The organism is Bacteroides caecicola (genome assembly GCF_023337095.1).
GTDB classification, from domain to species: Bacteria; Bacteroidota; Bacteroidia; order Bacteroidales; family Bacteroidaceae; genus Phocaeicola; species Phocaeicola gallinarum.
The window spans coordinates 59,859-86,326 of sequence record NZ_JAMBLM010000012.1; the positions used below are offsets into that span (position 1 = coordinate 59,859).

Here is a 26,468-nt window from a genome sequence, read left to right on the forward strand (position 1 = left end):
TTGAAGTTGGTTATTTGAGAAGTTTTCCTGCAATCTTTCCGGTTGCCGCACCCGCCGCCGCACCCGTGAGTGCGCCCGCACGTGTCAGGTTGCGGTTGTATGCGGTTGTACCCCCGGCTGACACAATCCAGCCTGCCACTGTCGGAACGGTGAAGTAGCCCACGATGCCGATAATCATAAAGATTACATACACGGTACTGCTCCCGTCCGGTATGAAGTTCGGGTCGGAAAGCTGCTCGATGTCCTTCTGGAGCATCAGTGTCTGTATGCGTGCCAGCACGCTGCTGAACAAGTCCGACACGGGAAGCCACAGGTAAATCGAGATATAGCGTGAAATCCACTGGGTCAGCGTGCTTTGGAAACCGTCATAGACGGAAAGGGCGAACGCCAGCGGACCCAGTATCGAGAGCACTATCAGGAAGAACGTGCGCAGCGTGTCGATAATCAGCCCCGCCGCCTGAAAGAGTATTTCCAGCAGTTCCCTGAACCAGTCCCGGACGGATTTCTTGATGTTGTATGCCGCCCTGTCCATGTACATGCCCGTCATGGTAACCATGTCGGAGGGCGACCAGCCCAGTTCCTCCAGTTGCCTGTCAAATTCCTCGTCCGAAGCGAGGTATGCCGTTTCCGGGCTTCGCATCAGGGCTTCGTACTCCAGCCTGTCTTTCTGTGCCCGGTACTCGTTCATGTCGAAGGTCTGCGTTTCCATAAGCTGACTGCATCCTTTCACAATCGGCGACAGCACCGTGTTGATAGTCCCCAGCACGAACGTGGGGAAGAACATGATACACAGCCCTAGCGCAAATGGGCGTAGAAGCGGGTAAACGTCTATGGCTTCCGCCCGTGCGAGCGACTGCCATACCTTGGCGGCTACATAGAACAGCGCACCCAGCCCGGCTATCCCTTTGGCTACCCCCGTCATGTTGCCGCACAGGGGCATCATTTCGTCATACAGCACCCGCAGCACTTGGTGCAGGTTGTCAAAATCCACTACTAACAACATAGGCATGTCCGTTTGATGTTACCAGTAGCGTTCATCCGCCGAGCCGTAGAGAGCCAGCACCCGGTCGGTGTCGTTCTTTTTCTTTGCCCGCAGGTAGGACACGGAAATGTTCTTGCGGGTGTAGTAGTTCACGAGATTGCGGTAGTTCATCAGGCTTCGGTAGGCATTGTCGATGATTGCCAGCCGTTCGGCATCCGTCAGCGACATGCCCGTGATGTTCACGACATTTTTCAAGTCCTGAAGCACGTCCGAACTCTCGTCCAGCAGCATGGCATAACCGGAGGATATGGTTGCCAGCTCGTCCGCCGTGAAATACGGGTCGGCGAGCATGATTTGGTAGTTCCTGACGTAGATTTCGGAGATTTCCGCCACCAGTTCGATGCTTTTCTTCACCTTGATACCGCCCTTGACGACATCATGCACGGATTTGAGCGCATCGTAATAAGCTTTCCCCTGCTGGAAAATCTTCTGCGTTTCCAGAAAGCCGTTCAGGGTGTTGGCTTTCGTTCCCGCCGTTTCCACAATCTGTTTGGCGGTGTTGATGATGCCCTGAGCCAAGTTACCGGGGTCTGACACCACCCACTGGGCGGATGCCCTGCCCATGAAGCACAGGCATACCGCCATAAGAAGAATCGTTCTTTTCATCATTTTTTGTTTTTAGGATTTGTAACACGCCTGTATTCGCCGCCGGGCAGGAGCGTTATCCGGTCGTTCTTTTTGTCGTAGGTGAACTGTATGCCGAAGCCTGTTTCAATGAACAGGCAGCCGTTCCGCTCTGTCACCGGATAAGTCGTTTCCAGTACCCTGCCCCTGACATTCGCTTTACGGGTGACGGTGTATCTGCCGTCCGTTTCCGTGAGTGTGAAAGCCGGGTGTCCCCTGACGTGTACCCAGTCGCCCCGCATCCTTTCCAGTTCCTTGCTTTCACTGTCCTTGCAGCCAGCCAGCAGGCAGGCGGACAGCAGCGTGTAAATCAGATTGTCCATTAATTTCATATCGTTTATTTTTAGGTGGTTGATAATACGGGATTTCTTTTGCTCTCCGCAAGCCGTTTGACAGCCAGTTCAAGGTTGCCGCCCAGCTTGTCGGCAAGGGCGAACAGTTCCGTTTTCTCGCTTTCTTCGGTCGTGTACGTGTAATATTCCTCCAGCGAAACTTCCGTTGCGTACACCGCCGACTGCGTGCCGCCCAGCGAGAAGAACACTTCCTTGTACTTCCGTCCGGGATGGTTCGCCATGTTGATGGACAATACTTGCGAACGTTCCTTGTCGGTCAGTCCCAAGAGGTTCTGTATGCTGTCGAACTTGTTGAGATATTTCCTTTGGTCTAACAGAATCTTGCAGTCCGAATTGTTGATGATGCTCTCTTTCACGATAGGCGAGGAAATAATATCCTCCACTTCCTGCGTTACCACAATCGCTTCCCCGAAATACTTTCGGACGGTTTTGTACAAGTATTTTATGTAGTCCGCCATGTTCGCCGACGCTATCGCTTTCCACGCTTCTTCAATCAGGATTAATTTTCTTATTCCCTTCAATTTGCGCATCTTGTTTATAAAGGCTTCCATGATGATGATGGTCGTTATCGGGAACAGTATCTTGTGGTCTTTGATATTGTCCAGCTCGAAGACAATAAAGCGTTTGTGCAGCAAGTCCAGTTCCTTGTCGGAGTTGAGCAGGTAGTCATACTCGCCGCCCTTGTAATAGGGTTCAAGCACGTTCAGGAAGCCGTCAATGTCAAAGTCCTTTTCCCTGACATTCTTCCGTTCAAGCTGTCGGCGGTATTCGTCCCGGACAAACTCGTAGAACGTGTTGAAGCAGGGTGTTACCGACCTGTCGCCCGTGATACGTTCTATATAGGCACTTACCGCATTGGACAACGCCACTTCTTCCGACCGCTTCGGGGCTTCATCGTCCCGCTTCCACAGGGTGAGTATAAGGGTCTTGATACTCTCTTTCTTCTCGATGTCAAATACCCCGTCCTCGACATAGAACGGGTTGAATGCTATCGGGTTCTCGTTGGTGTAGGTGAAATAAATCCCGTCCTCGCCGTGCGTGCGGTTGTGGATAAGCTGGCACAGCCCCAAATAGCTGTTGCCCGTATCTACCAGCAGCACGTGCGCCCCCTGCTCGTAATATTGGCGTACCATGTGGTTGGTGAAGAAAGACTTCCCGCTGCCGCTCGGTCCAAGTATGAACTTGTTGCGGTTGGTCGTGATGCCTTTCTTCATGGGCAGGTCTGATATGTCGATGTGCAGCGGGCGACCGCTCACCCTGTCCACCATTTTGATGCCGAAGGGAGAAAGCGAACTCTTGTAGTTCGTTTCTTCCACGAACAGGCAGAGAGCCTGCCCCAAGAACGTATAGAAACTTTCTTCCGCCGGGAAGTCCCCCTCGTTGCCCGGTATGCCCGCCCAAAAGAGCGTGGGCGTATCGACCGTGTTGTGACGTGGCTTGCATTCCATCAGGGCAAGCTGGCTTCCCACATCGTTGCGTATGCGTTTGAGTTCCTCCCGGTCATCGCTCCAAGCCATGACGTTGCAGTGGCAGCGCACGGAAACAAGCCCCTTGCTGTGCGCTTCGTTCAGGTACTCGTCTATCCATTCCTTGTTTATCTGGTTGGCACGGGAGTAGCGGGAAAGCGACTGCATGTTCCGGGCGGTCTGCTCGAACGTTTTCAGGTTTTCGGCATGGTCGTCTATGAAGATGTATTGGTTATAGACGTGGTTGCACGACAGCAGTACGCCTACCGGGGCGGCGAATGACAGGCGGCAGTCGCTCCGGTCAGTGGACAGCTTTTCAAACCGTGTGTCCGTACCGACCTTTTCCGGCAAATCTTCCACGTCCGAAAGCGTGTGCAGGCACAGTATGTCGTCCCCGACACGTATTTCTTCCGGGTAAAGCCCGATGTCTTTCAGGCAGGTGGTATCTGTCTGCGAGAACGAGAAATATTTCTCGATGATGCCAGCCTTTCCGTCCTGCCCGGTGATTTCCGGTGCCGCCAGCCGGGTAAGCGTGACAAACCCACTGTCGTTCATGATCCTTTCAAACTGTCCGACCGCTTCGATGAATTTCATAGCCGTTTCTCTGTCCGCTATCTCCTGCGGAACAATCCTGCCCCGGCAGAGGGTGGAGAAGTCGCTCTGTCGGCGGCTTCTCTCCCTTGTCGTCTTTGTCAGGAACAGGTAACAGTAATGGTTCAGGAACGGGCGTTCATTGAAGTGCCGCTCAAAACTCCGGGACAGGAAACTGAGTTCGTCCTTTCCGGTGTCGGGCTGGTAGTTCTCCGTGATGAAGAAGTCCTGCTTGTGTACTATGGAATAGTCGGGCAGTACCTTGATTGCCTTGTACCATGCCGAATGTATGGCTTCATATTCGGCACTGGTGACGGTGAACAGTTCGGGCAGTTCCACCCGGAAAGCCACCGTTATGTCGGCATCCTTTGAAATGATGCAGCCGTTCTCCACCGCCAAAAGGGGAAATTTCCTTTCCAGCGTGGTAGCCTTTAACATATTCCTCATGGTCTTTCTTCCTTTCTTTTTTTATAGGTGAATAATCTGGGTATCGCCTTTCGGCTGATGATGAAGCGGGGATGTCTTTTGCGGGCGGCAGCTTTCATCAGTCCGTGCGTGCCGTACTTGGCGTTGAGCCGGAACGTCTGCCATACGAGCAGCAGCGAAGCCGACACGATGAAACCGATACATAGCCACTGGTTCACGCCTGCCATGAACAGGACAATGAACACCACGAACACGGCGAGCAAGCCGCCCGCAAAGATGAAAAGGTACTGGCTTTTCAGCCCCTTGAACTCCACCGGTTTCCCGATCCCCCTGTTTACCGGATATTCAGACATAGTCGCCGTTTTAGAGGAAGAACGAACGCAGGATAGTGGCGGCGACAATCAGGAAGATGCACGCCCCGAACCAGCTTGCGGCGGTCTTGCTGGTATCGGGGTCACCGCTTGAGAACTTGTTATACACTTTTACACCGCCAATCAAGCCGCAGACCGCCCCGATTGCGTACACCAGCTTTGTTCCGGGGTCGAAATAGCTGGTTATCATGTTGGTGGCTTCGGTAATGCCCGCCTGTCCGTTACCTTGTGCGTAGGCACTTACCACAGCGGCAAGGAGAGCCGCCGACAAAAAGATTTTCTTTTTCATTGCGAATTGGATTTTAATGCCGGGACAGCGGGTGGATAGTCCGCTGCCGCACGGCGGATGAATAATTTGAAATTTTAGTGGTTGCGGCACGGATGCCGTCTGTTGGTGTCAGTATTGCCAATCAACCGTAATCACGTTGCTTCATATCGTTACTTGTTATGTTACAGATACTCGTTCATGTCGAACGCTTCGTATTCCCCGCTGGTATTGCCAGTTCCGGCGGGAGCAGCCGCAGCCAGTTCCGCTTCGTTGCGTCCCAGCAGTTCCGCCACCTTTGCCAGCCCGCCGTTGATGTTCTCCACTACCGCATCGTAGAGGTTCGTCCCCTCAATCCGAGCCAGCGTCACGGCGGCTTGCCGCTGTTCCGCTTCGGTGGAGTTGTCGGCGTTCGCCGTGCGTACCGCTTCGCCCAGTTCCTCAAAGCTCACGCCCGCAGCCCTGCCCGTATCATCGTCCCCGTCCATGTACCCGGATATTTCTTCGTCCTCGTAATCGGGTTCGTCATCCCCGTAGTCGGGTGTTTCGTCCGGTTGTCCGGCAGCTTGTGCCGCAAAAATAGTATCATTTTCAGCCGCTTGCAGGAGGTGTCCCGATTTGTCCTGCACTGTCCCGATTAGTCCACCCTTGTAGCGGCTCTCGCCTATCAGCGTGTAGCCGTCCGCCTGACTTTCGGGAACGGTTTTATCATTTGTTCCCTTTTCGGAACACCTGTTGTCCGCATGGCGATACCACAGCCACAGGGCGATATAGTACACCAGAAGCCCGGTAAGTATGCAATAGGTTACCATAGTCAGACAGGCTTTTGGAAGTGGCTTTCGTACAAGGCGTTTATCTCGTCTTGGTACTGTTCGAAGTGCCGCAGCAGAATATTTTCCACGTAGCTGCTTACCGTCACCTTGCGCCCGCCTATCACCGTCACGATACGCATCAGTTTCTCGTGGGTGGCTCGGCTCACGTACAAGGGTTGTCGGTCTGCCAGTTCCACTTTCTGGAAGTAGGTTTCCCGGTAGTCGCCCGTACAACCCTTGCGCCTGCGAGGTGTCGGTTTCTCCATCCGTACCGTTTCCGTTTGTTGTCCCTCTTGGGTGATGCCCGTTTCGCTGCCGGGGTTCGGTATGTTCTCCGGCTGCTTGTCCTGCTTGGCGGGGACACCCTGCGAGATAAGTTCCCGCATGAAATCCTCGTCTATTTTCGGCTGAGTGCCGTTTTGCCATGCCATATCATTGTAATTTAATGTAATACATCATTTCTGTTATCAGTTCTTCCAAGTTGCTGCCCCTTACCAGCGGGCGGCTGGCGGGAAAGAGCGTGGAGCGGAACATCGCCTTCCTGTCCGTCATCAGTTCTTTTTTGTAGCGTTTGGTGTCAGGGATAAAGGTTTTCATCAGCGGCAGTTCCAGTTCCTTTATCGTCTTGTCATAGGCGGCATAGAGGTCGGTTTTCTCCCGACCGTCCACCATGTTCCAGAAGAGGTACAGCCCGGCAAGTCGGCAGGCTTCATTCCTCACCAGCAGCTTTTGGATAGCCACCGCAAACGACAGGCTGCTTTCAAGAACCACCTTATCGGCGGAAATCGGGGTAAAAATATAGTCCATGCCCGCAAGGGAGTTTATTACGCCCTCGCTGTTCACCGTGCCCGGCAGGTCAAAAAACACGATGTCCGGCACGTGTCCGGCTTCTGCCGTATATCCGTCAGCGGTGGCTATCGCCTTTTCGGGCGAACTGCACAGCACCGGGTAGGCTTTCTTCCCCAGACGGGTGAACTGTTCATACGCCATGCGCTTGTAATCCTCGTCCGCCCCGACCTGTTCGGCATCACGCTTGCGCATCCCGGCAATGGAGTGTTGCGGGTAGTCGCAATCGACTACCGCCACATCGTAGCCTTTGAGGTAATAGAGATAACTCGCCGCAAGCACGGTAAATGTGGTTTTACCGCCCCCGCCCTTCTGAGTGGAAAAGGCGACATAAAGGGGTGTTTTCTCGTTTTCCATATTGCTTCCGTTCATTATTGGTTGATATATTTGTTTATTGCTTCCAATCATTCGGGCTTTCCATATTGCAGGCTTGAAATATGGAAAGACTGCTTTATTTCAATCTTGCTTTCCTGCTTTCATTCTTTCTTGAAATCCAGCAATCACGTTTTCTTGAAATCCTGCTTTCAACCGTTCTTGCCTGATTGAAATGTGTCTTTCAATCTTGCTTTCAATCTTGAAATCTTATGCAAATAAAAGGAGAAAAAACGTCCGTTTTTAGATGTGTCCCGATTTGTCCTTTCGTGTCCCATTTTGTCCACCAACTGCCTATTTTACAGCATTATAAATCACCGTTACTTTGCAGCGGAGTAACGAGCCGCAAGGGGTAAAGACGTGTAACGGTGCTGGTGGACGGCAGGGCTTGCCGCCTGATGCAGACCCCAATCCGTCCCGGACGGATTTTCGATTTTCGCCAGAAAATAGCAAGGTGTGTTTCGTGGCACACGAAACCGTTTTCCGTGCCTGAAAACGCCTTGCCCCTTGTGGGGTAAAAACCACTCCGAAGTCGTGATTTTTTAATTCAAGGAAGTATGGAAACAAGGAAAAACAGCAAGGGCGGTCGCCCCGCCCTCCAAGACCCGGCGAAACATCGCCATGTCCTTTACCTGAACGACCGGGAGAACGCCCGCTTCCTCTCGCAGTGGGAGCAGTCGGGCGTTTCGAGCAAGTCCCGTTTCATCGTCGCACGTATCTTCGGCGAGCCGTTCCGGGTGGTGAAAGTGGACAAGTCGGCGGTCGAGTATTGTGCCCGACTGACCGAATTTTATGCACAATTCAGAGCGGTAGCGGTCAATTACAACCAAGTGGTAAAGGCTCTAAATAGTAACTTTTCGGAGAAAAAGGCACTGGCTTTTCTCTATAAACTGGAGAAAGAGACTACCGAACTGGCTATGTTGAACCGTCAGGTTATCGACCTGACAAACGAGTGCAGGGAACTATGGTTGCTAAAATAAGTACGGGAAGTTCCATGTTCGGCGCACTGGCATACAATCAGGAAAAGGTGGACAACGGGGAAGCAAAGGTGCTTTTCTCCAATAAAATGCTGTTGGACGAGGACGGGCATTCCAGCATCGGCGGGTGTATGCGCAGCTTTGAAATGCAGATGCCCGTCCATTTGTCCACCAAGAAGCCGATATTGCACATTTCCATAAACCCGCACCCGGAAGACGTGCTTTCGGACAGCCAACTTTCCGACATCGCACAGGAGTATATGCGGAAGTTGGGCTATGGCGACCAGCCTTATTTGGTCTATAAACACGAGGGTGCGTCCGTAAAGGTCGCATGATAAATATCTCTTTGGCAAGAGATTAGGTTAGTGTTCCGAATAACACAATAAGTTTAACCCCTATAAAGACGCAAAAGCGGATTTATAGACATCAAAAAACGAGTATGTTATACAACCTATTCCCATCCGACTTACCCTGCGGAGAAATCTTTAGGGGGAACATAGCACTTCGGAAAAGCGATAAGTCAGCTAACTGTCATGCTGCTACTGAATTGCAAGGGAAAAAGACAGACATGAGGATGAAGCCTGATTGGTTGAATGATAATCCAATGGTCGAACTTGTGACTATGGCGGAAGACAGCTATTTACGCCATACCATGACACCAAGCCCAGTTCTTCGTATGGGCATGGCAGGAACTTGTCATGGCATAACCGCAATAAGCGGAGATAAGGATGAAAGTCGCATCCGACAGTCTGTTGCGCCAATAGTTATCATGTGTGCTAAACGGAGATTGCCTAAATCGAAATGCCGTAACACGGCTATGAGCAACGGCTCTGAATATTCGACAAGGCAACGGAGTGTCCATAGTAGTCTGAGCAAGGGAAAGCCTTGTACATGGCAAAGGGACACAGTTGGTATCTTCAATATGACTAAAGGATAACGTGAGAGACGTATGAGAAATCCAGAAGTCATATTGAACACTCTATGCTCACACAGTAAGGACAAGGACTACAAGTATGAGCGTATCTACCGTATCCTGTTCAATGAAGAACTGTTTATGCTTGCTTATGAGAAAATAAAGTCCAAACCGGGGAACATGACCGCAGGAACGGACGGGAAAACCATAGACGGCACAACACTCCAACGAATAGGTAAACTGATTGACAGTCTCAAGAATGAGAGCTATCACCCCAAACCTGCAAGGAGGGTATATATACCCAAAAAGAACGGGAAGAAACGTCCTTTGGGCATCCCCTCTTTCGAGGATAAGTTAGTACAGGAAGCCGTAAGAATGATTCTTGAAGCAATCTACGAAGGTCATTTTGAGGATTCATCACACGGCTTCCGACCACGCAGAAGTTGTCACACAGCACTGACAAGCATACAACGGACATTTACGGGCGTAAAATGGTTTATTGAGGGAGACATTAAAGGATTTTTCGACAACATAGACCATCCGACACTCATAGAAGTCTTGCGTAAGCGAATTGCAGATGAACGCTTTCTGCGTCTTGTATGGAAATTCCTAAAGGCAGGTTATGTTGAAAATTGGAAATACAATCGTACTTATTCAGGAACTCCACAAGGTGGCATTGTCAGTCCTATACTGGCAAACATATACCTTGACCAATTCGATAAGTATATGAAAGAGTATGCACAGGCTTTTGACAAGGGAGAAAAACGGAGAACGAGAAAAGAGTACAATAGTCTGAACGCCAGAACTGTAAGTCTGCGCAAAAAATGGAGGGAAGAAACGGACAAATCCGTAAAATCCCAATTGCTGGACAAATTAAAGAGAATGCAGGAAGAAAAGTTAGCGATGTCATGCAGTGACGAAATGGATGAGAATTTTCGTCGCCTTAAATACATTAGGTATGCTGACGACTTCCTTGTAGGGGTAATTGGCTCAAAATCAGAAAGTGAAAATATTAAAACGGACATTGCCGCATTCATGCGTGAACGCCTAAAACTTGAACTTTCAACCGAAAAGACATTGATTACCCATGCACAGGAAGAGGCTAAATTCCTCGGATTTCGTATTACCGTCCGCTCATTGAATGTACGCAAGCGTAACCGAAAAGGTGCGCTGAAGAGAGACTTCAAAGGAAAGGTAATGCTGAATTTATCATCCGAAACGGTTAAAGAAAAACTTCAAAATCTTGGAACTATTCGTTTTACACAAAAGGATGGTAAAGTTATTTGGAGACCTAAGATAAGAACGGCACTGACAGGAATGGATGCCGACAAAATGGTAGCCAAATACAACCTTGAAATCAGAGGATTCTATAATTACTACTGCATAGCCAATAATGTCTCGGCAACATGCGCAGACTTTGGTTACATCATGAAGTATAGCCTTTATAAGACTTTGGCGCGAAAGTACAACAGTTCGCTCCGAAAGATAATAAGGAAATACACTAAGGACAAAGTGTTCTCTATTCCCTATAAAGACTCTAAAGGGAACGAGAAGCAAAGAATCCTTTACCATGATGGCTTTAAACGCAAAACAGTAGGATTCCATGAAACCTGCGATAACATTCTATTCACCCATTATCCCAAACGCTCTCTCGCAGAACGCTTGAGAAATAATGTATGTGAAGTGTGTGGAGGAAAAGGTCCTTTGGTAATGCACCATATCAGAACACTCAAATCCGCCAATAAGAATACACCGTGGGGAAAACAGATGCTACTTATGAATCGTAAAACCATTGCTGTATGCGAAGAATGTTTTGCAAAAATCAAAGAAGCAGAGCAATAGAGTGCTTACTAACGGAGAGCCATATACATGGGAACATGTACGTATGGTTCGGGGGCAGACATGGGGAAACCAGCCATAGGAATATGGTATGGCGCCCTGTGTCGAGCCTACACATCGACCGCCACCATATCCACATCGTGGGCTTACGGGTGGACGAAAACGGCAAGCCGCTGAATGACAGGTTCGAGCACCGGAGAAGCAAGCAGATTACCCGTGAACTAGAACGGAAATACAACCTGCATCCGGCGGAGAGAAAGGAGCGTGCCGAACGCCCCGAACTTAAAAAGGTCGATTACGCAGCCGGGGACGTGAAGCACCAGATTGGCAATACCGTGAAAGCGGCTTGTTACGGCTACCGCTTCCAGTCGTTCGGGGAGTACAGGGTGTTGCTTGCTACCTGCAACGTGTGCGCCGAGGAAGTCAAGGGGGAAATAAACGGCAGACCCTATCAGGGCATTGTCTATTCCGCCACGGACGATAAGGGCGAAAAGGTGGGTAACCCGGTAAAGGCATCCCGCATCGGCAAGTCGGTAGGCTACGAAGCGGTGCTGTGCAGGATGGAAAAGTCTGGCAAAACGATTAAGGACGGGAAGCTGAAAGAGCGTACCCGGAAGATTGTCGCCGCAGCCATGCAGACCGCCCGTAACCGACAAAAGTTTGAACAGGAACTGAAACGGCAGGGCATTGAAGTGGTGTTCCGGCAGAACGACAGCGGGCGCATCTATGGCGTTACGTTCATCGACCACGACAGCCGGGTGGTATTGAACGGTTCACGTTTGGGCAAGGAGTTTTCGGCGAACGTGTTCAATGACCTGTATTCGGATGTCCAAACGGGACAGACCGAAAACGTTGCTCCGCAGCGGGGACAAGGGCAGGACTTCACGCAGCAGCCGCATATGGCGGCACGGCTTCCGGTCAGCGGACTGGTCGGGTTGTTCGGCGGATCTTCCATAGGAGAAGAACCGCCGCAGGACACCGCTGGGCAAAAGAGAAAGAAGAAAAAGAAGCGCACAAAACGCATCGAATAACTTAAAAACATACGACTATGCAACAGGAAGATGATTTGAGGGGGCTTGCAAGGGTCATGGACTTTATGCGGGCAATCAGTATTTTATTCGTGGGAATAAACGTGTACTGGTTCTGTTACTCCAGCCTGAAAGGATGGGGAGTAACCTTTGAGGTGATTGACAAGATTTTGTGGAACTTCCAGCGTACCACCGGGCTGTTCTCGTCCATGCTGTGGACGAAACTTTTTGCGGTGGTGTTTCTCGCCCTGTCGTGCATCGGGACAAAGGGGGTAAAGAACGAGAAGATAACTTGGACGAAAATACATTGCTGCCTTGCGGTGGGCTTCGTCCTGTTTTTCCTGAACTGGTGGCTGCTGGAACTACCCTTGCCGCATACGGCGGACACGGCATTTTACATCGCCACGCTGTCTGCGGGCTATATATGCCTGCTCATGGCGGGTACATGGATGTCCCGCCTGTTGAAGAACAACCTTATGGATGATGTCTTTAACACCGAGAACGAGAGTTTCCAGCAGGAAACCCGGCTTATCGAGAACGAGTATTCGATAAACCTGCCCACACGTTTCTATTATAAGAAGAAATGGAACAACGGGTGGATAAATGTGGTGAACCCGTTCCGTGCCAGCCTTGTGCTGGGTACGCCGGGAAGCGGAAAGTCATACGCAGTGGTAAACAATTACATAAAACAGCAAATTGAGAAGGGTTTTGCACTCTACTGTTATGATTATAAGTTTCCCGACCTGTCGGAAATAGCATATAATCATTTGCTCACGCATTTGGACGGCTATAAGGTCAAGCCCAAGTTTTACATTATCAATTTTGACGACCCACGCAGGAGCCACCGGTGCAACCCGATAAACGCCAGCTTCATGTCGGACATAGCGGACGCTTACGAAGCCAGCTACACGATAATGCTCAACCTCAATCGCAGTTGGATAACCAAGCAGGGCGACTTCTTCGTGGAAAGCCCGATTATCCTTTTGGCGGCTATCATTTGGTATTTGCGCATCTATCAGGGCGGCAGGTATTGCACGTTTCCCCATGCCATTGAACTGTTGAACAAGAAATACGCCGATGTGTTCACGATTTTGCGTAGCTATCCCGAACTGGAAAATTATCTTTCCCCGTTCGTGGACGCTTGGGAATCCGATGCCCAAGAGCAGTTGCAGGGGCAGATAGCGAGTGCCAAAATACCGCTTTCACGTATGATAAGCCCGGCACTTTACTGGGTAATGACGGGCGATGATTTCTCGCTGGATATAAACAACCCGAAAGAGCCTAAAATACTGGTTGTCGGCAACAATCCCGACCGCCAGAACATCTATTCGGCGGCATTGGGACTGTATAACAGTAGAATAGTGAAGCTGATAAACAAGAAAGGTCAGCTTAAAAGTTCGGTGATAATAGATGAATTGCCCACGATTTATTTTCGTGGTCTTGACAACCTGATTGCGACCGCCCGAAGCAACAAGGTGGCGGTTCTGCTGGGCTTTCAGGATTACAGCCAGCTTACCCGTGACTACGGGGACAAGGAAAGCCGTGTGATACAAAATACGGTAGGCAACGTGTTCAGCGGTCAGGTGGTCGGGGAAACGGCAAAAATCCTGTCGGAGCGTTTCGGGAAGGTGTTGCAGAAACGGCAGAGCATGACAATCAACCAGCGGGAGAAGTCCACCTCGATAAGCACCCAGATGGACAGCCTGATACCTGCCAGCAAAATATCCAACCTCACGCAAGGCATGTTCGTGGGGGCGGTGGCGGACAACTTCGATGAACGGATAGAACAGAAGATTTTCCACTGTGAAATCGTGGTGGACAACGAGAAAGTGAAACGGGAAACTGCCCGTTACGTGAAGCTGCCGCAGATTATCGACTTTACCGACAAGGACGGCAACGACCGTATGCAGGAGGAAATACAAGCCAACTACGAACGCATCCGTCAGGAAGTCCGGCAGATTGTCGAGGACGAGATAACCCGTATCAAGAATGACTCAAAACTTCAGTATTTATTACTAAAAAATGATTAGCATATTTGTTTAACTAATCATTTTTCAATGTAGTAATAACTAATAAACAGTTCTTGAATTTAAAGGTTTATTACCAATAACACTATAATAAGATATTGTACCTTTTATTTTATCCTTAATAAAAGGTATATGGACAATTTTAGCTGTATTAAATATTACATATTCTCTTAATTTCTTAGGTAATTTTTGAATAAGTCTATCTGTTAGATAGCTAAATGATGTTTCCCCAGTATATGCAACAATAATAGGTAAATTGTAATCTTTAACAGCAGTTTCTATTTCCCAATTTAATAAACCTCTATCATAATTGGTATCATCCGAAACTATAACCAATATATTTTTTGAGTTACGCATTCTTTCTCTTAATCTACTTTTTAAAGTAGTCTCACTACTAGAATCTCTAACTCCATATGTTTTTTCATGGCTATTAACAAAATTAAAATCTATTCGATTAGAATTTTGCCACATTTTTAATGTGTTAAAATATTTGTAATCACTATTAGCAGGACAAACTTCTCCTTGGCCATCAAATGCAACATAAGTACCATTTCTGTAAGACATAATCTTTTAATTTAAAAGTTTGTTATTATAATAATCTTCTATCAGATTAAGATTTATTTTTTTCATTGTTCCTGAATAGATAATAATATTCAATCCTTTAGGCAGAGCATTTGAGTTCATGAATTCCAAACAAGTCAAAATGAATAACAATACCCTCTGAGCTGGTTTCTTTATTCCACTTTGTCCAGTCCCCATCAATGGCATATAAACAGGTCGACTGTTTGCATGTTTATTAATATAATTACTTAACTCATAAATAACGTCCTTAAATTCATGTGTATCTATATAAGCATGATCTTCTTCATCAAAGTGGGTCATTGCTAATAGTATATAACAATTTTTCCCGTCTCGAATTTTAGCACATGTACCTAATGGATATTTTTTTGTTTTTCCTCCATTCTTTCTATTATTATTTATTGAAAAATTTACACTGTTTAAAGAGTCTTCGATTTTTTGATCCAATTCATTTATTCTATCACTAAAAAATTGATTTATAAATTTCCCATGCACCGTATTCTTGGCAATTATAACATCATCAACAATCGTATCAAAATATTCATTCACAGGAATAACAATAACTCCTTCACATGTTAAAAGGTCACCTTCTTTTATTGTGACTATAAACTGGGGGCCTAATTGTAATTCTATTTTTTTCTTTCTTTTGATTTGGTATAGTCCATATCCTCCACATAAAAGCAGAATAATAATACCACCTATTATAGTTTCACAGATAGTTAAATCATTTTCCCACTTATAAATAAATGCCACTAATGTTGCTACAGACGACAATGCTGCAAGTGCTGCAATAAAATTATTCCAAAAACATTTTATCATCATTTATATTTATTTGAGTAAAACAAAAAAGTTCTTCAATCCTATCTAATTACTAAATATTTTAAAAATTTCAATCCAATTTTAATAATTCATGACTGATATATATAATAAATTTGGATTTATTTAAATTGGCATAATACTACTTATATACCACTGTTTCTTCTTTTTACAAACTGTAACAATATATCCGTTATGTAGACTAACTAATTTTGTCCCATCGTAAAAACTTGATATCTTCTTTTTAAGAAGCTTACTTTGACATTTTCTTTTTAAATAGAATATAAAAATGTCATTACAGTTTTTTGATGTAACCTCTCTGAGAGTCATATCGTCCAAGGCCTTATAATCAAGTCCTTTCTTTGTGATTTCTTGTTGAATTATTTTGATTTCATCGCAGATTTTTGGTAAATCTTTAATGGTTTTGTTTCTTATATCGGGAAACTGTTTTATATCAGGTACTTGTGATTCTGAAATATAAGAAACATAATATTTTACAATCTTATCACCTGATATATATTCATCAATGTTTAATTTAAGAATGCTGTGTGATTTGTATCCTGACTTGAATAATTTTATAGATTTGTTAAAACGTCTTCTCTTAAAATCATTTGATAATGCTTTCCAGGCATCATTATAATTATCCGTAGAAATGCATTTGTAAAACCATTTAACGCAACTATAAGGTTCATTTTGTGGGTTAATAAGGTATTCAAGTTTTAAATTAATTTTTTCTTTAAACTTTTCAATATCGTTATAGCTCAATGTTTCTAACCCATGTATATCAAAAGGAATTTTATGATCTTGTATAGTTTCTTTTAATGTTAAGATAATATTATTCGTAAATTTGTGATATCCATGATAATAACCTAATTCATAAAAGACATTTGGATTATAAGTAGAAATGTCAACAATAATAATATCTGTTTCTTTTAGATTTTCAAATATTTGTTGTATTATATCAGCTTTACCATAGGAATCAATTCGTTTCGCTTCAATTTTTTTTGATTGGCAAATCTCCACATATATATTATATATTTGATCAAATTCCTTTTTAAAAGGCATAATTATAAAACATTGCATAGTATCGATTATTAATTATACAAAACTAATATAATTAATAATTTCTTATGTACATTATCTAGAATTTATTTTAACCATATTTAATAATTTGGCGTTAGAATATTATCTAAACATGATTTTTTTATGCTGTTTAATGATGTAAGTTTACTTGTACTTTACTAATATTTTCATGTGTAATATATTTTAACTGTTATTATTTTGTCTTTGCTGATACGTGGTGAATTTTTTCGCTAAAGATTCGAGTTCTTTAGTTGAAGCAGGTTTATAGTTTTTGAAATATTAGTGTAGATATTTCAGAATAGAAAACATTCTATCTGTTAGTTGAAGTGTTACACCGCCCAGACAAATTCAGACATTATAGGACAAATCGGGACACTCATTGCCGCCTGTCAAAATATAGCATATTTAGTCGTTACCTTTGGACGGGAATAATCCCGTAACTACTAAAATTCCAATTATTTATGGCAAACAGAATGAACCCACCCGCAGAGGGGCAAGAAAAAGACGTGCTGCTGGTCTTGGATAAACAGCAGGGGAAAGTGAGTGCCGTTAAAGGTATCGACAACGAGGGCAATTTGCAGACCGTAGAACCGACCCAATCCCATAGCGGTGAGTTTATGCAGGTGGACAGGAACAGCGATGTGTTCAGCAACTTCATTTCCAATTTCTTCCGCAGGTATCAGGACACGGAAGGACTGGCTTTGTTCCGCAGTAAGGCTACGGAAGCGGAACAGGACGCAAAAACTATCGAGGACAACCACCACAACCCCACGCCGGAGGGCGACAGACGGGCGGAAATATTGCGAGTTCCGAATCCCGACAATAACGGGGGCAGGCAAGACTACCGTTTCGACCCGGCTAAAATCAACTGGGAGGACTTGAAGAAAGTCGGCATTACTGCCGACACGTTGAAAAACACAAAGGATTTCGACAGGGTGATGCATGGCTACAAATCTCGCAACACCTATACCGTTTCGGGGACGATAGGCGGATTTTACCTTAAACCTACCGATGTCAAGCTCTCTTTCTATCAGGCAAAGGACGGGACGGTAGTACCTAAGCTGCACGGCGTGCAAATGGATGAAAAGCTGCTTCAACGCCCGTATAACGGGCACGAATTTTCTAAGCAGGAACAAGGCAACCTGATGGGTACTGGCAATCTGGGCGGTATTATCCCAATCAAAAAACCGAAAAACGGGGAGCAAATCCCCGTGTTCGTCAGCCGGGACAGGTACACCCATGAACTGGAGTACATGCGGGCTGACAAGTGGAAATGTCCCGATACCGTTTGTGGCGTGAAAGTAAGCCCGGAACAGAAAGCCGCTTTTGAAGCCGGGAAACCCGTCAAGATGGAAAATCTGCAATTCAAGGACGGGACGAAACGCAGTGCCTATCTTCAAGTCAGTGCAGTGGAGCGTGGCTTGGAGTTCCTGCCGAGGTCTGCCGTCCAGTTCTTGCAGCAGGGGCAGCAGCCCACACAGCAACAGATCACAGGATTAAAGGACGGCAAGGGTGTGGAGTTCAACGGTCATGTGCAGCCCGGAGTACAGGGCAAATCCTCCGGCAAGGTGCAGCCGAAAGATGTTATCCCCGTTTCCGAGAGCCGGACGCAGGTAGCGGTCAATTCTGGAGGAAAGACCGATGAAGCAACCAAACAGACCAAAGAGCCGCTGAAACAGGGACAACAGAAACCCACCGCCAAGCAGAAAGAGAAACAGGAAAAAGCACAGGACAAGAGCCTGAAAGCGGATAAGCCCAAGAAGTCCAGAGGGATGAAAATGTAGTACCTACCATTAAAAAGTGAAGAATTATGATTGCATTGATAGCGGAAAAGCCCAGCGTGGCAAAAAACATCGCCCGGATTATCGGGGCGACACAAAGGAATGACGGGTATCTGTCTGGCAATGGGTACATGGTGACATGGGCGTTCGGGCACTTGATACAGCTTGCCATGCCCGAAGCCTATGGCGTGACAAATTTTCGTAGGGAGAGCCTGCCCATACTTCCGTCCGATTTCCGGCTAATCCCCCGTCAGGTGAAAGCCGAGAAAGGCTACAAGGCAGACCCCGGCGTGTTGAAACAGTTGAAAGTGATTAAGGAGGTGTTCGACCAGTGTGACAGGATTATTGTCGCCACCGATGCCGGACGTGAGGGGGAATTAATTTTCAGGTATATATTCCATTACCTGAACTGCCGCAAGCCTTTTGTCCGACTGTGGATAAGCAGCCTTACCGACAAGGCTATCCGTGAGGGAATGGACAATTTGCAGCCGGGCGGACGTTACGATAACCTCTATCTCTCCGCCAAGTCCCGCAGTGAAGCCGACTGGCTGATAGGGATAAACGCTACGCAAGCGTTGAGCGTAGCCGCCGGACAGGGCGTGTTCTCGTTGGGCAGGGTGCAGACACCCACGCTCGTGATGATATGCAGCCGTTTTTTGGAGAACAGGAATTTTGTCCCGACCAAGTTCTGGCAGCTCAAAGCGGCGACCACCAGCGGGGGATAGGTTTCACCGCCCAATCGACCGACAAGTGGGAACAGCAGTCCGATGCCATAGCCGCCCTGCAACGGGTAAAGGATGCTGGGCAGCTTGTGGTGAAGTCTGTTGAGAGGAAAGAAACCAGCCAAGAACCGCCCCTTTTGTACGACCTTACCACGCTGCAAAAGGAAGCGAACACAAAGCTGAATTTTTCAGCGGACAAGACGCTTTCGATAGCGCAAAGCCTGTATGAAAAGAAAGTGATGTCCTATCCGAGAACCGGAAGCCGTTATATTTCGGAGGATGTTTTCGAGGAAATGCCGGAGCGCATCGCACTGTTGGAAAAATACCCCCGCTTTGCCGAATATGCCGCCAGCTTGAACAGCAACACACTGAACCGCCGCAGCGTGAATGACGGCAAGGTAACCGACCACCATGCCTTAATCGTTACCGAGAACCTGCCCGATGAACTTTCCGAAGATGAAAGGGCGGTCTATGAACTGGTCGCCGGGCGTATGCTGGAAGCCTTTTCGGACAAATGCGTGAAAGACGTTACCACCGCTGTATTGTCCGCCAGAAATACCGATTTCACCGTAAAAGGGGCGATAATGAAAGAAGCCGGATGGCGGGCTGTGTTCAACGAACAGGAAGCAGGCGAGGACGGAGAAGCTGCCGGACTGCCACAGCTTCAGGAGGGAGAAACCTTGTCGCTCTCCGGCGTGGATCTGCTCGAAAAGCAGACCAAGCCGAAGCCGCTGCATACGGAAAGCAGCCTGCTTGCCGCAATGGAAAATGCGGGCAGGGAACTGGAGGATGCCGAGTTGAAAGCCAGCCTGAAAGATGCCGGGATAGGTACACCAGCCACCCGTGCGGCGATTATAGAAACACTGTTCGCACGCCAGTACATTGTACGCGAGAAAAGGAATATTATACCCACAGAAAAGGGACTTGCCGTTTACAGGATTGTCAAGGACAAGAAGATTGCCGATGTCGAGATGACGGGTATGTGGGAAACCGCCCTTGCCAAGATAGAAGCGGGCTGCATGGATGCCGACACATTCAGGAAAGGCATCGAGGTCTATGCCGCCCAAATCACGGTGGAACTGCTTTCCGTACAACTGTCCATTGCCGTAGGTGAAACCTGTCCCTGTCCGAAATGTGGCAGCGGACGCATCCTGTTCTACCCGAAAGTGGCGAAATGTTCCAACGTGGACTGTACGCTTACCATATTCCGTAACAAGTGCGACAAGCAACTGACCGACAAGCAGGTTGTCGAACTGGTGACAAAGCGGAAGACCGGGTTAATCAAGGGCTTCAAGGGAAAGAGCGGCAAGGTTTTCGATGCTTCGCTAGTACTGGACGAACAGTTCAATGTCGCTTTTTCATTCCCTGAAAAGAAAGGAAAGCCGAAGAAATGACTTATCTTTACCGCTGAAATTTCATTGTGATGGGTTTTAAGGCTTATGATAATTGAAATTTTAGTGGTTGCGCCCAGAGGAAAACCGGGCGCATTTTTTATTGCTGCTGTAAGTATAGAATCAGTTCATTCGCATAATCTTTAATGAAAGACACTTGATTATCACTAACCTTTTCTCCATGTATTGCATAATTACAGATAGCCAAAATTTCTCTTAATGGATTATATATATTAGTATTTAATATATTGTCTTTTAATAAAGTCCTGATAATTTCCATTAAAGGAATAGGTTTATTTGATTTGGGGTAATACTTCTCCCAAATACGTCGAAGTTCAATTTCTATATTATATCGAACCTTAAATAATAAAAGATTTGCATCAGGAATATCAAGATCTATTTTTGAATTATGTTTTAATTCAGGAGTTATTTCTTGTTTGATTTTTTCTTCTATATCTCGTAATTTACTTTCTGGAGAAGGCTTTTCATAATTTTGTATATATACAGACTGAACGTGATTTGAATGTATTTCAGTCTTAATGTCACCAACTTTTACATTTATGTATTCTTTCAAATCATCTAAGCTTTGTTTTAGTTTTATTCCTAATAAATCTACTTCTGGAAATATAGGGACTAACATCAAAGCTATGAAAATAAGAAATATTACAGTATCAGTTTGATTAGAGTTTCCATTAATAATCTCATTGATTCTATGACATAAAATATATCCTGATACTAAAATAAGTATTAACCACCAAGTAACCTTAAACCAATTAGGAAATTTCATAACTTACTATTTTTTTTGCAAAAATACGATAATCGATTAAACCCTTAAAAATGATGAGTATAAAAAATCATCCATAATACAGAATTTATCCAATTTCCATTTGGAATCTAAGGTTTCACACATAAATCTGACTCCTTCTCCAAGTATAATAGGTACAGTATAAACGGTTAAACAATCTAATAAATTAGTTTTTATCAAAGACGTGAGTAATTTACTACTGCCTATAACTAATAAATCATTTTCTTGTTTTAATTTATATACCTGATTTAGCGGTTTATTTGTCAGAAAATCCACACCACAATTTGGTGTAACATTAATATCATTGCTGGACACAACAAAAGAACGCTTTCCTTTATATGGCCATCCTCCCCAATGTTCGAAAATGTAGGTGTAAGTATTTGTTCCTATCAAAAGTGTATCAGCAGCTGCAATTTCTTTTCCAATCTGTGATTTTACTGACTGTGGTATCCAGTCCAATTCATGGTCTGGGGTTGCAATAAATCCGTCAAGAGATACGGCGATGTGCGCTTTTATTTGTTTCATACTATCAGGTATTTAACAGTTTAATATTCGTATTCAACTGTCCGCCTGTACCCAAAAAAGAAGCGTGGCTCTTACACTGCTTCGATACGTGGTACTGGCAATACCTTTGAGGAAACAGGCAAGACCACGCTATGCGATTGCATAACGTATCCTGCACTGAATATCCCCTCAATTTGAAAATTTGCCAGTTTTCGTATCAGGACGTTCAGCGGAACGCTAATTTTCAATATTATATATAAAGACGAAATCACAGTCAAAGCTGTTCAATCGCCGCTATTCTCTTGTACTACTTTTGCAAATGTAGTGAAAATCATTTAGAAATCATGGCATATAATAAAAAATTCCACCGTGTTATCACAACAAGGCAGGACAAGGTTAATTGAATGATGACAAAAAACACTGTCTAATCCGTGCGCTTACGAATAAGTCTGTGTATGTCGCTTGCCCGATAGTAATATTTTCCGTCCAACAGGAGATAGGGCAATATGCCTTTCTTCCGGTAACGCTGCAAGGTCTTGACGCTCACTTTGAGCATAAAGCATAAGTCCTGATTGTCGAGCAGCTTTTCACCGTTCAGGCAGTTATGGCTGTTCATTAGACGGTCTATCTTTTTATCCTGCATGTCGAGCCTGTCCATGATACGCTCCATCCATGCCACGAAGTTGTCATTGTCTATATACATAAGCTACCCCGATTGAAATTAAATGAGACCTATCATAAAATAACTCTGGTTTGCCGGGTCTTTCAGGATAATTTCTTTCTCCCGCATGAAACGGATATAGTTCTTGGCTGTCCGTTCCTTGATGTCCAGCACCTGCTGTAATTGTTCGCAAAGGTCTATGTAAGTTATGTGTGTCTGCCGCCCGAAAATATCACGGGCTACACCCACCAGTTCCCTTTCCTTGCGCTTCTCTTTTTCTTCACGTGGCTTTTCGCCCCGGTACGTGTGCATCCCGGTTTTCTTGTCCCATGCGAAAAGCATCAGCGGCACATCCAGCGGACTTCCGTCCCTTACTTTCAGGGCTTTCACTACCGATTGCGTGGGTTCATCGTCTTTTTCGATTGACAGGATGGTAGCTGCCTTCCTTTGCAGTTCGCTTCCCAGATGTCCACGCAGCTTTAGTCCGTTTGGGACAAAATGAAGTACACAAAGTATGCAGGTGTTGTAGATACCCGCCAATCGATACAGTTCATCTATCACCGCCACGCTTTCCGCTTCATCGTTGGCACTCTTTACGAGGTCGGCGATGCCGTCAATGACAACCAACTGGATGCCGCCATACTGGTAGTAAAACTTATCCATGCTTTGTATTATGGCGTTTAACCGCTCCTTTCGGGACATTCCCGTAAGGCAGAACGCTTTCAGTTCTTCTGGTTTTTCTTTTTGCCCCGCTCGTACCAGCAGGTTACTTACGTTCTTGAAAAGCTGTACTTCCGACTGTTCGGTATCATAGAGCAAAACCGCCTTGTGCCTGTCGTTAGCGGTTATCCGTATGCCCAGCGTGTCTGTTTCCGTATCTGGCGGGCAGATACAGCCTGCCACGATTGCGGCCACATAATTACTCTTACCCGTTCCCTCGCCCCCGGTGATGCCGAACAGGTTGCCTTGTGTTCCCAGTGGAACATCGCCCGCCGATATAATGACCTGTGCTTTGACTGGCGGATTGTTGAAGTCTATCTCGCATGATTTAAGCATAATCAGTGTGTCGCTATATAGGTCGTCTAAAAATCTGATAAACAGTTTCAGGAAATCTTCACGGGTGTTTCCTGCCTTGAAATAATCCGATATGTCCTTTTCCTCTTTTGTGCCCGGAAGTGGGAGCGAAAGGCGTTTCACGCCAAATTCCCCCAGCAGTCTTTCCTGTTTGCTTGAACTCTCCCTGCCTGTCTTGTCCATGTCGAAAAGCAGGACAATATGTTTGAAGCGGAACGTCAGTCGATAAACCAGTGTGGACGGTATCATTACCGTTTCACTGTTGAAACAGATGGCATGAAAACCATGTGCTGCCAGTGAGAGCACGTCCTTCTCACCACTCGTAATAAACAATGTGTCACCTTTGGCGGGCAGTTGCTCCAACCCGAAACAGTAGTTTTCCCCGAAGCTACCGCCATATAAGAAACGGGGTGTGGAAAAGGGACGGTACAGCTTGATATACTGTTTGCCCTTGTAGCAGTACATCGGTTCTGCCGCCGATGAAATGTAGGTGTATGGCTTTCCCTCTGCCGTTTCGCTACTGTATTCCCGGAGTGAGCAGACCTTGTAATGCTCCAGTATTTCGGGAGTGATGCCGTACTGCCGCCAGTATTCTATTTCTGCGGTGGAAAATTTCTGTTCCCTGAACTGGTAAGGCTTGACAGGCTTTTCGGACGGTTCAACAGGTGTGTTCGTCGCAAGACGTTTGTCGGTAGTCTGGGATATAGGAACTGGTGTCCCGGAAGATAAGCCCAACCCCAAGTCCCGGTCGATGGTTTCCAGTATCTCGATGAAGTCCAAAGCCCGGTTACAGTCCAGCCCTTTCAGTTGTCCCACGAGGAAAAAGCAGTCACCGCTGTAATTATCGTTGCCGAAGTCTTTCATCTTGTACATACCGCTATGGCGGTCGAAGTAGATGTTGCAGGATGCTTTTCTATCTTCGTATAAGGGATTAAGGAAATGCCTGCCTATTCGCCATTCACCCGGTAAATAATGCTTAAAAACGGATAAGCCGTTATTTGTTAGGCTTAGTATTTCTTCTTTCTTTAACATATTGATGATGGTTGGTTATCAGGTCATTTATATATTCCTTGTCCCGTTTGATCAGGCGTTCTTCCAGCAGACGTTTTATTTCCTTGATTTTGTAGAAATAATGCCCTTTTATATCGGAATAGGAAACCAGTCCTGCTGCTCGCAGGCGTTGCAGTGTACGGTCGCTGATTTTCAGGAATGTGCATACTTCGTAACTGTCCACCCAGATTTCATCCTCGTTTTTCGTGTCCTCCTGTGAAAACACATAATTGGCTATCACATCTATCTTAGCCACTATCTCCTTATAGGCTTTTGATTCAATCGTAATCACATCCATATTGCTAACTAATTGATTTTGATGCAAAGTTCGGGATATGAAAATGATTAAAAGTCATGGTTCATGCCGTCATGGTAAAAATATTTTTCGGTGGTTTTCGGATATTTTTCAGATAGTTTTATTATGTGTTGAGAATAAAAAAGGTCCTTTTTGAGACTGTTTCAGTAAAAATAAAAAATACCGTGTCGGTATAAACACGGTATTTTACTTTACTGATTAAAAAGCACTTATTTATTTTGCATCATCTTCATTCATTCTCTTTGTCAGATTCTCAATCAGCTTGCTCAAATAAGAAGTTCTGTTTTTTCGTTCTTTCATAGCAATATATGCATCATAATAATCGCCCAAATCAATGTTGAACACGAAACTAAGGTATTCCATAAATTCCTTTATTTCTATGTTGCCATGATTTATATCACCGGAAGAAACAAGCGCATAGCCCAATTCTATCAAGGTATTTTTTTTCCCGGTAAAACACACAGAGTTAAATTTAGAACTTCTTTCAGTTTTGTATTCAGCATTGTTTAATTTAACCATCCTGCTTTCTAAATAAACTTTCAAATACTTGTTGCAAAGTATTTTTGCGGTTTTATAGTCATATCCGGTTGAAAATAATGGGTCTGCATCATATTGGAAACTTTCAAAACTTGGCATTATTGAAGTTCCTATTGGTTTTCGAGTAAAATAAAAATTATCCAAATGGGTTGATTGGGAACGTATATACTGATAAAACTCTATATTGTTGCGGAAGAAATACGTTAGCTTATCCAATTCTGCACTCAAATATTCCCGGATGCAGTCATTACTACCATCTGGGCATTTCAACTCTATATTGTACACCTTATTGAAATAGATATACTTGCTAAGAATTTCCGGTTTCAATTCTTTGAAAAAATATATTTCATCTTCTACACTCGGAAATGAATAGCTAATAATCATTTCTCTTAGTTGTTCGTACATAGGTGCAATGAACCTTACCATATACAAGGCATTATCCATTGCAGAATCAACACCACAATCCCTTAATTGGATTTCAGCGTCAATCTTAGCCAGTATTTCTTCCGCAAATCTTTTCATGCTACATACTATCAACCATTTGTAACACCCCGTTTATATCACCTTTCCCAATATAATGCAAGCATTGCTGTATCTTCTCAGCAGACCAATCCCACCATTTCAGCGTTTCGAGCTTCTGTATCACTTCTTCATCGAAACGCTTTCTTATCGGTCTGGCAGGAACACCGCCAACTATCGTATAAGGCGGTACATCTTTCGTAACAACGGCACGGGCGGCTATGATCGCCCCGTTACCGATGTGAACGCCAGACATAATCAATGCTTCATAGCCTATCCATACATCGTTGCCTATCACGATGTCGCCTTTGTTATCCCAAGCCGTTATCACATCCGATTTCTCCAAATCCCAATCCTCATAAAAAAGCGGAAAAGTATAGGTGGATAAGGATTTCAAGGTATGGTTGGCACAGTTGAACAGAAATTTCACACCGCAGGCAATGGAACAAAACTTGCCAATTATCAGTCGCTCATGGTTAATAGGATAATGATAAAGCACATTGTTCCGCTCGAAAAGTAACGGGTCGGATACGAAATCATTGTAGATGGTGTAGTCGCCCACTTCGATAGACGGGTCTTTTACAACCGCATTCAGGTACACAGTCTGTGTGTCGCCTGTGCGTGGATATATCTTTTTCATCATAACATTCAGTTTTTAATAGTGTTTATATTTAAGAT

At 45.6% G+C, this 26,468-nt stretch carries 23 protein-coding genes and 3 pseudogenes; 7 read left to right on the forward strand and 19 right to left on the reverse strand.

Going from position 1 to position 26,468, the window contains the following annotated elements; translation table 11 throughout:
• Positions 1-10: 10 nt before the first annotated feature.
• From traJ to M3085_RS11525, 9 genes are all read right to left on the reverse strand, one after another.
• On the reverse strand, positions 11-1,009 hold the full coding sequence (traJ, locus tag M3085_RS11485; RefSeq protein WP_249053059.1) for a conjugative transposon protein TraJ: 999 nt from the start codon (positions 1,007-1,009) through the stop codon (positions 11-13).
• Between the two features lie 12 nt (positions 1,010-1,021).
• Positions 1,022-1,648, reverse strand: a complete 627-nt coding sequence (locus tag M3085_RS11490; RefSeq protein WP_068856518.1) for a DUF4141 domain-containing protein — start codon at positions 1,646-1,648, stop codon at positions 1,022-1,024.
• Complete coding sequence (locus tag M3085_RS11495; protein WP_072531507.1) at positions 1,648-1,998, reverse strand: DUF3876 domain-containing protein; 351 nt, start codon at positions 1,996-1,998, stop codon at positions 1,648-1,650. Before M3085_RS11495 ends, M3085_RS11490 begins: the two co-directional genes overlap by 1 nt.
• Positions 1,999-2,009: 11 nt before the next feature.
• On the reverse strand, positions 2,010-4,523 hold the full coding sequence (locus M3085_RS11500) for a TraG family conjugative transposon ATPase (RefSeq protein WP_249053060.1): 2,514 nt from the start codon (positions 4,521-4,523) through the stop codon (positions 2,010-2,012).
• Positions 4,520-4,855 carry a DUF4133 domain-containing protein gene (locus M3085_RS11505; RefSeq protein WP_072531505.1) on the reverse strand — a complete coding sequence of 112 codons (336 nt, stop codon included), beginning with the start codon at positions 4,853-4,855 and terminating at the stop codon, positions 4,520-4,522. Before M3085_RS11505 ends, M3085_RS11500 begins: the two co-directional genes overlap by 4 nt.
• A 10-nt stretch (positions 4,856-4,865) precedes the next feature.
• Positions 4,866-5,162: a DUF4134 domain-containing protein gene (locus M3085_RS11510; protein WP_072531504.1), complete on the reverse strand. Its 297-nt coding sequence runs from the start codon at positions 5,160-5,162 to the stop codon at positions 4,866-4,868.
• Positions 5,163-5,323: 161 nt separating this feature from the next.
• On the reverse strand, positions 5,324-5,950 hold the full coding sequence (locus M3085_RS11515) for a hypothetical protein (protein WP_249053061.1): 627 nt from the start codon (positions 5,948-5,950) through the stop codon (positions 5,324-5,326).
• A 2-nt stretch (positions 5,951-5,952) separates the two neighbouring features.
• Positions 5,953-6,381, reverse strand: a complete 429-nt coding sequence (locus tag M3085_RS11520) for a DUF3408 domain-containing protein (RefSeq protein WP_249053062.1) — start codon at positions 6,379-6,381, stop codon at positions 5,953-5,955.
• 1 nt (position 6,382) lies between these two features.
• Positions 6,383-7,168: a ParA family protein gene (locus tag M3085_RS11525; RefSeq protein WP_249053063.1), complete on the reverse strand. Its 786-nt coding sequence runs from the start codon at positions 7,166-7,168 to the stop codon at positions 6,383-6,385.
• Between the two features lie 557 nt (positions 7,169-7,725).
• Here M3085_RS11525 and mobA point away from each other — a divergent pair.
• The 5 genes and pseudogenes from mobA to mobC all read left to right on the forward strand — a co-directional run bounded on the left by mobA (position 7,726) and on the right by mobC (position 13,955).
• Entirely contained in the window at positions 7,726-8,148 is a 423-nt protein-coding gene (gene mobA / locus M3085_RS11530) for a conjugal transfer protein MobA (RefSeq protein WP_249053064.1), read from the forward strand.
• Positions 8,133-8,453 (forward strand): annotated as a pseudogene (locus tag M3085_RS11535) (relaxase/mobilization nuclease domain-containing protein); the annotation flags it as partial. The gene mobA and the pseudogene M3085_RS11535, both read left to right, overlap by 16 nt.
• A gap of 641 nt (positions 8,454-9,094) precedes the next feature.
• Complete coding sequence (locus M3085_RS11540; RefSeq protein WP_249053065.1) at positions 9,095-10,900, forward strand: reverse transcriptase/maturase family protein; 1,806 nt, start codon at positions 9,095-9,097, stop codon at positions 10,898-10,900.
• Positions 10,901-11,013: 113 nt separating this feature from the next.
• Positions 11,014-11,928 (forward strand): annotated as a pseudogene (locus M3085_RS11545) (relaxase/mobilization nuclease domain-containing protein); the annotation flags it as partial.
• A 17-nt stretch (positions 11,929-11,945) separates the two neighbouring features.
• Positions 11,946-13,955 carry a conjugal transfer protein MobC gene (gene mobC, locus M3085_RS11550; RefSeq protein WP_249053066.1) on the forward strand — a complete coding sequence of 670 codons (2,010 nt, stop codon included), beginning with the start codon at positions 11,946-11,948 and terminating at the stop codon, positions 13,953-13,955.
• A 39-nt stretch (positions 13,956-13,994) separates the two neighbouring features.
• On the opposite strand, the gene M3085_RS11555 is transcribed toward mobC, so the two are convergent.
• The 3 genes from M3085_RS11555 to M3085_RS11565 all read right to left on the reverse strand — a co-directional run bounded on the left by M3085_RS11555 (position 13,995) and on the right by M3085_RS11565 (position 16,430).
• Positions 13,995-14,516, reverse strand: coding sequence for a TIR domain-containing protein (locus M3085_RS11555; RefSeq protein ID WP_249053067.1), 522 nt, complete (start codon positions 14,514-14,516; stop codon positions 13,995-13,997).
• 6 nt (positions 14,517-14,522) lie between these two features.
• Positions 14,523-15,353, reverse strand: coding sequence for a macro domain-containing protein (locus M3085_RS11560; RefSeq protein WP_249053068.1), 831 nt, complete (start codon positions 15,351-15,353; stop codon positions 14,523-14,525).
• Positions 15,354-15,473: 120 nt separating this feature from the next.
• The gene (locus M3085_RS11565; RefSeq protein ID WP_249053069.1) at positions 15,474-16,430 is read right to left on the reverse strand and encodes a hypothetical protein; all 957 of its coding nucleotides are present in this window, start codon (positions 16,428-16,430) and stop codon (positions 15,474-15,476) included.
• A gap of 461 nt (positions 16,431-16,891) precedes the next feature.
• Between M3085_RS11565 and M3085_RS11570 the strand changes: the two genes are divergently transcribed.
• Both M3085_RS11570 and M3085_RS11575 read left to right on the forward strand, forming a co-directional pair.
• Positions 16,892-18,214: a DUF3945 domain-containing protein gene (locus M3085_RS11570; protein WP_249053070.1), complete on the forward strand. Its 1,323-nt coding sequence runs from the start codon at positions 16,892-16,894 to the stop codon at positions 18,212-18,214.
• A 26-nt stretch (positions 18,215-18,240) separates the two neighbouring features.
• Positions 18,241-20,327: pseudogene (locus M3085_RS11575) on the forward strand (DNA topoisomerase 3).
• 97 nt (positions 20,328-20,424) lie between these two features.
• Here the strand turns inward: M3085_RS11575 and M3085_RS11580 are convergent.
• The 7 genes from M3085_RS11580 to M3085_RS11610 all read right to left on the reverse strand — a co-directional run bounded on the left by M3085_RS11580 (position 20,425) and on the right by M3085_RS11610 (position 26,433).
• A complete protein-coding gene (locus tag M3085_RS11580) occupies positions 20,425-21,111 on the reverse strand; it encodes a hypothetical protein (RefSeq protein ID WP_249053071.1) in 687 nt (228 codons plus the stop codon).
• 36 nt (positions 21,112-21,147) lie between these two features.
• The gene (locus tag M3085_RS11585; protein WP_249053072.1) at positions 21,148-21,654 is read right to left on the reverse strand and encodes a dihydrofolate reductase family protein; all 507 of its coding nucleotides are present in this window, start codon (positions 21,652-21,654) and stop codon (positions 21,148-21,150) included.
• A gap of 403 nt (positions 21,655-22,057) precedes the next feature.
• Positions 22,058-22,336 carry a helix-turn-helix domain-containing protein gene (locus tag M3085_RS11590; protein ID WP_249053073.1) on the reverse strand — a complete coding sequence of 93 codons (279 nt, stop codon included), beginning with the start codon at positions 22,334-22,336 and terminating at the stop codon, positions 22,058-22,060.
• Positions 22,337-22,354: 18 nt separating this feature from the next.
• Positions 22,355-24,400, reverse strand: coding sequence for a bifunctional DNA primase/helicase (locus tag M3085_RS11595; RefSeq protein ID WP_249053074.1), 2,046 nt, complete (start codon positions 24,398-24,400; stop codon positions 22,355-22,357).
• Positions 24,363-24,716: a helix-turn-helix domain-containing protein gene (locus M3085_RS11600; protein WP_249053075.1), complete on the reverse strand. Its 354-nt coding sequence runs from the start codon at positions 24,714-24,716 to the stop codon at positions 24,363-24,365. The genes M3085_RS11595 and M3085_RS11600 overlap by 38 nt, the downstream gene beginning before the upstream one ends.
• A gap of 231 nt (positions 24,717-24,947) precedes the next feature.
• Positions 24,948-25,793: an RteC domain-containing protein gene (locus M3085_RS11605; RefSeq protein ID WP_249053076.1), complete on the reverse strand. Its 846-nt coding sequence runs from the start codon at positions 25,791-25,793 to the stop codon at positions 24,948-24,950.
• A 1-nt stretch (position 25,794) separates the two neighbouring features.
• On the reverse strand, positions 25,795-26,433 hold the full coding sequence (locus tag M3085_RS11610; RefSeq protein ID WP_249053077.1) for a CatB-related O-acetyltransferase: 639 nt from the start codon (positions 26,431-26,433) through the stop codon (positions 25,795-25,797).
• Positions 26,434-26,468 lie beyond the last annotated feature (35 nt).

Bases quoted from the DNA above. Each gene is read 5' to 3' on its own strand.
- M3085_RS11500 (WP_249053060.1), bottom strand. From the start codon at position 4,523: ATGAGGAATATGTTAAAGGCTACCACGCTGGAAAGGAAATTTCCCCTT.
- M3085_RS11495 (WP_072531507.1), bottom strand. From the start codon at position 1,998: ATGAAATTAATGGACAATCTGATTTACACGCTGCTGTCCGCCTGCCTG.
- M3085_RS11585 (WP_249053072.1), bottom strand. From the start codon at position 21,654: ATGAAACAAATAAAAGCGCACATCGCCGTATCTCTTGACGGATTTATT.
- M3085_RS11510 (WP_072531504.1), bottom strand. From the start codon at position 5,162: ATGAAAAAGAAAATCTTTTTGTCGGCGGCTCTCCTTGCCGCTGTGGTA.
- M3085_RS11525 (WP_249053063.1), bottom strand. From the start codon at position 7,168: ATGAACGGAAGCAATATGGAAAACGAGAAAACACCCCTTTATGTCGCC.
- M3085_RS11570 (WP_249053070.1), top strand. From the start codon at position 16,892: ATGGCAAACAGAATGAACCCACCCGCAGAGGGGCAAGAAAAAGACGTG.
- M3085_RS11505 (WP_072531505.1), bottom strand. From the start codon at position 4,855: ATGTCTGAATATCCGGTAAACAGGGGGATCGGGAAACCGGTGGAGTTC.
- M3085_RS11605 (WP_249053076.1), bottom strand. From the start codon at position 25,793: ATGAAAAGATTTGCGGAAGAAATACTGGCTAAGATTGACGCTGAAATC.
- M3085_RS11555 (WP_249053067.1), bottom strand. From the start codon at position 14,516: ATGTCTTACAGAAATGGTACTTATGTTGCATTTGATGGCCAAGGAGAA.
- M3085_RS11560 (WP_249053068.1), bottom strand. From the start codon at position 15,353: ATGATGATAAAATGTTTTTGGAATAATTTTATTGCAGCACTTGCAGCA.
- M3085_RS11595 (WP_249053074.1), bottom strand. From the start codon at position 24,400: ATGTTAAAGAAAGAAGAAATACTAAGCCTAACAAATAACGGCTTATCC.
- mobC (WP_249053066.1), top strand. From the start codon at position 11,946: ATGCAACAGGAAGATGATTTGAGGGGGCTTGCAAGGGTCATGGACTTT.
- mobA (WP_249053064.1), top strand. From the start codon at position 7,726: ATGGAAACAAGGAAAAACAGCAAGGGCGGTCGCCCCGCCCTCCAAGAC.
- M3085_RS11565 (WP_249053069.1), bottom strand. From the start codon at position 16,430: ATGCAATGTTTTATAATTATGCCTTTTAAAAAGGAATTTGATCAAATA.
- M3085_RS11515 (WP_249053061.1), bottom strand. From the start codon at position 5,950: ATGGTAACCTATTGCATACTTACCGGGCTTCTGGTGTACTATATCGCC.
- M3085_RS11520 (WP_249053062.1), bottom strand. From the start codon at position 6,381: ATGGCATGGCAAAACGGCACTCAGCCGAAAATAGACGAGGATTTCATG.
- M3085_RS11610 (WP_249053077.1), bottom strand. From the start codon at position 26,433: ATGATGAAAAAGATATATCCACGCACAGGCGACACACAGACTGTGTAC.
- M3085_RS11540 (WP_249053065.1), top strand. From the start codon at position 9,095: ATGAGAAATCCAGAAGTCATATTGAACACTCTATGCTCACACAGTAAG.
- traJ (WP_249053059.1), bottom strand. From the start codon at position 1,009: ATGCCTATGTTGTTAGTAGTGGATTTTGACAACCTGCACCAAGTGCTG.
- M3085_RS11490 (WP_068856518.1), bottom strand. From the start codon at position 1,648: ATGAAAAGAACGATTCTTCTTATGGCGGTATGCCTGTGCTTCATGGGC.
- M3085_RS11580 (WP_249053071.1), bottom strand. From the start codon at position 21,111: ATGAAATTTCCTAATTGGTTTAAGGTTACTTGGTGGTTAATACTTATT.
- M3085_RS11600 (WP_249053075.1), bottom strand. From the start codon at position 24,716: ATGGATGTGATTACGATTGAATCAAAAGCCTATAAGGAGATAGTGGCT.
- M3085_RS11590 (WP_249053073.1), bottom strand. From the start codon at position 22,336: ATGTATATAGACAATGACAACTTCGTGGCATGGATGGAGCGTATCATG.